Annotated in this window: 3 protein-coding genes and 1 pseudogene; all 4 read left to right on the top strand. The window is 31.5% G+C overall.

All coding sequences use genetic code 11. The features are described from left to right. The first annotated feature begins 107 nt into the window (after positions 1-107). Positions 108-437 (top strand): plasmid mobilization protein, encoded by a 330-nt coding sequence (locus K3248_RS08515; RefSeq protein WP_151030309.1) that lies wholly within the window; start codon positions 108-110, stop codon positions 435-437. Further along, positions 434-703, top strand: coding sequence for a hypothetical protein (locus K3248_RS08925; protein WP_246588466.1), 270 nt, complete (start codon positions 434-436; stop codon positions 701-703). Before K3248_RS08515 ends, K3248_RS08925 begins: the two co-directional genes overlap by 4 nt. Further along, positions 643-855 (top strand): relaxase/mobilization nuclease domain-containing protein, encoded by a 213-nt coding sequence (locus K3248_RS09240; RefSeq protein ID WP_371875527.1) that lies wholly within the window; start codon positions 643-645, stop codon positions 853-855. The genes K3248_RS08925 and K3248_RS09240 overlap by 61 nt, the downstream gene beginning before the upstream one ends. A gap of 334 nt (positions 856-1,189) precedes the next feature. Continuing rightward, positions 1,190-1,864 (top strand): annotated as a pseudogene (locus K3248_RS08915) (TraI/MobA(P) family conjugative relaxase); the annotation flags it as partial.

Here is a 1,864-nt window from a genome sequence, read left to right as displayed (position 1 = left end):
GTGTAATGTAGCGCTACGCAACTAACATTACTCAACTTATTCGCATAAATGCTCAACATATCTTGCTCTACGAGGTTTGATTGCTACCGCAATTTAGGAAGGTAAAAATGACACGGCCAAGAAAATTTAGACTGAGTGTTTGGTGTACTTTTGAGGAAAAAGAAACCATAGAAGAAAATGCAAGACAAACAGGTTTATCTATTTCCACTTATTTGCGTACTGTTGGACAGCTTGAACCCGTAAAAACTCATATAGATTATGATGTAGTTAAAGATCTTACTAAGTTGCAAGGAGATTTAGGAAGAGTGGCGGGTTTATTAAAATTATGGTTGGTTACAAATAACGGAAAAGGTGGAGTACCAAGTGATATAAATCAAATGATGATTTCATTTCGTGAACTTCAAAAACAAATCTTTGAAAAAGTATCTACTTTATGATTGCTAAACGTGTTGAAAGAAAAAAAACAACATCAAATATGGCGAGATTAGCTCGCTACATCATGGATTTAGATGGTGGCACTTTACCAAGAGACTGGAAACTCACGTCTGATTACATACTTGATGATAATATACAAAATAGCAAAAAAGTAGCATCCGTAAGAGTTACAAATTGTCATACAGATGATCCAGTTATGGCAACAGAATTCATTTTAAAAACTCAAGAGCAAATAAAAAATCAAAGTCTGATAAGACATATCATTTAGTTTATCTTTTCAGATGGAAAATTCGAAAACACACACTTTATGAAATTGAAGATAAATTTTGTTCTGCATTAGGTTACGAAAATCATCAACGTATCTCAGCTATCCATAAAGATACAGATAATCTACACATTCATATGCGATCAATAAATTAATCCTGACAGTTTTCGTAATTACGAACCTTTTTTGACAAACGTACACTATGAAAACCTGTCAAAAATTGAACAAAATATAATTTAATCAAGACACCACTGGATTTGAATGTGACATTGAAAATATACAATATCAAAGATAAAAGATTTGAATATAGGACTGAGTTGAATCTTTCAACTTATGTTGAAAGATAGCTAGAACTTATTATACAATTAATTAGCATTACAAAAAGTTTTGCGATCATGGTCTCGTTATAAAAACGGGGAGTGGATTAGTCTAGAGAGCCTGATATTGATCTATGGGTTAAAGTTAAGTTATAATTATCTTTACGAGCTCTTGAAAGAAACTTGGTCCTATGAAGATTTTAAACCAATTATACAAAAGCAAATGTCTAACTTTACATGGAAAAATAGAAGACTAAGACACGTTTGTACTCTCGATATGAAGAACAAAAATGCAAGCAATTTAGAAAGACGAAGGAATATCAAATATTACGGACGCAAAGCTATTTTTTATAATCAACTGTTTATTTGGTACAAACAACAAAGTTCTTTATTAAGATTTATGCCTAAAAGCTCACGAGCTGGACTGCGAAATACGTTAAAATTACAAAAATCATTACGCCAACAAGAATTAAGAAAAAAGCAAGCTATAGCTAAGAGAAAATTAGCAGAAACTAAATTTCCTAATTGGTTTGATTGGTTACATCAACAAGCAAATATTGGTGATAAAGATGCTATTGACGTTTTGCATTCAATGAATGAACGTCGCGCTGTTTTGTCTGATAATTTGTTAACTGCTAAAACAGCCAGAAAAACAGGTATACTTTTACAAAGAAATTTAAAACCTTCTTTTTTGAAGAATGGAAATATTTTGTATAAAAGCATTGATGGTGGAACCATTATTGATACTGGTGAAAAAATTCATGCACAAAAATTTACTACGGGATCTGCTTATCTTGCTTTAAGTCTTGCTGTTGAAAAATTTAAAGATCAGCCGCTTGTATTAAAT

Source organism: Bartonella raoultii (assembly GCF_019659805.1).
In the GTDB taxonomy this organism is placed as follows: domain Bacteria; phylum Pseudomonadota; class Alphaproteobacteria; order Rhizobiales; family Rhizobiaceae; genus Bartonella; species Bartonella raoultii.
The sequence above is the reverse complement of the archived record's forward strand: the minus strand, read 5'-3'. Positions and strand labels throughout refer to the sequence as shown.

Bases quoted from the DNA above. Each gene is read 5' to 3' on its own strand.
- K3248_RS08515 (WP_151030309.1), top strand. From the start codon at position 108: ATGACACGGCCAAGAAAATTTAGACTGAGTGTTTGGTGTACTTTTGAG.
- K3248_RS08925 (WP_246588466.1), top strand. From the start codon at position 434: ATGATTGCTAAACGTGTTGAAAGAAAAAAAACAACATCAAATATGGCG.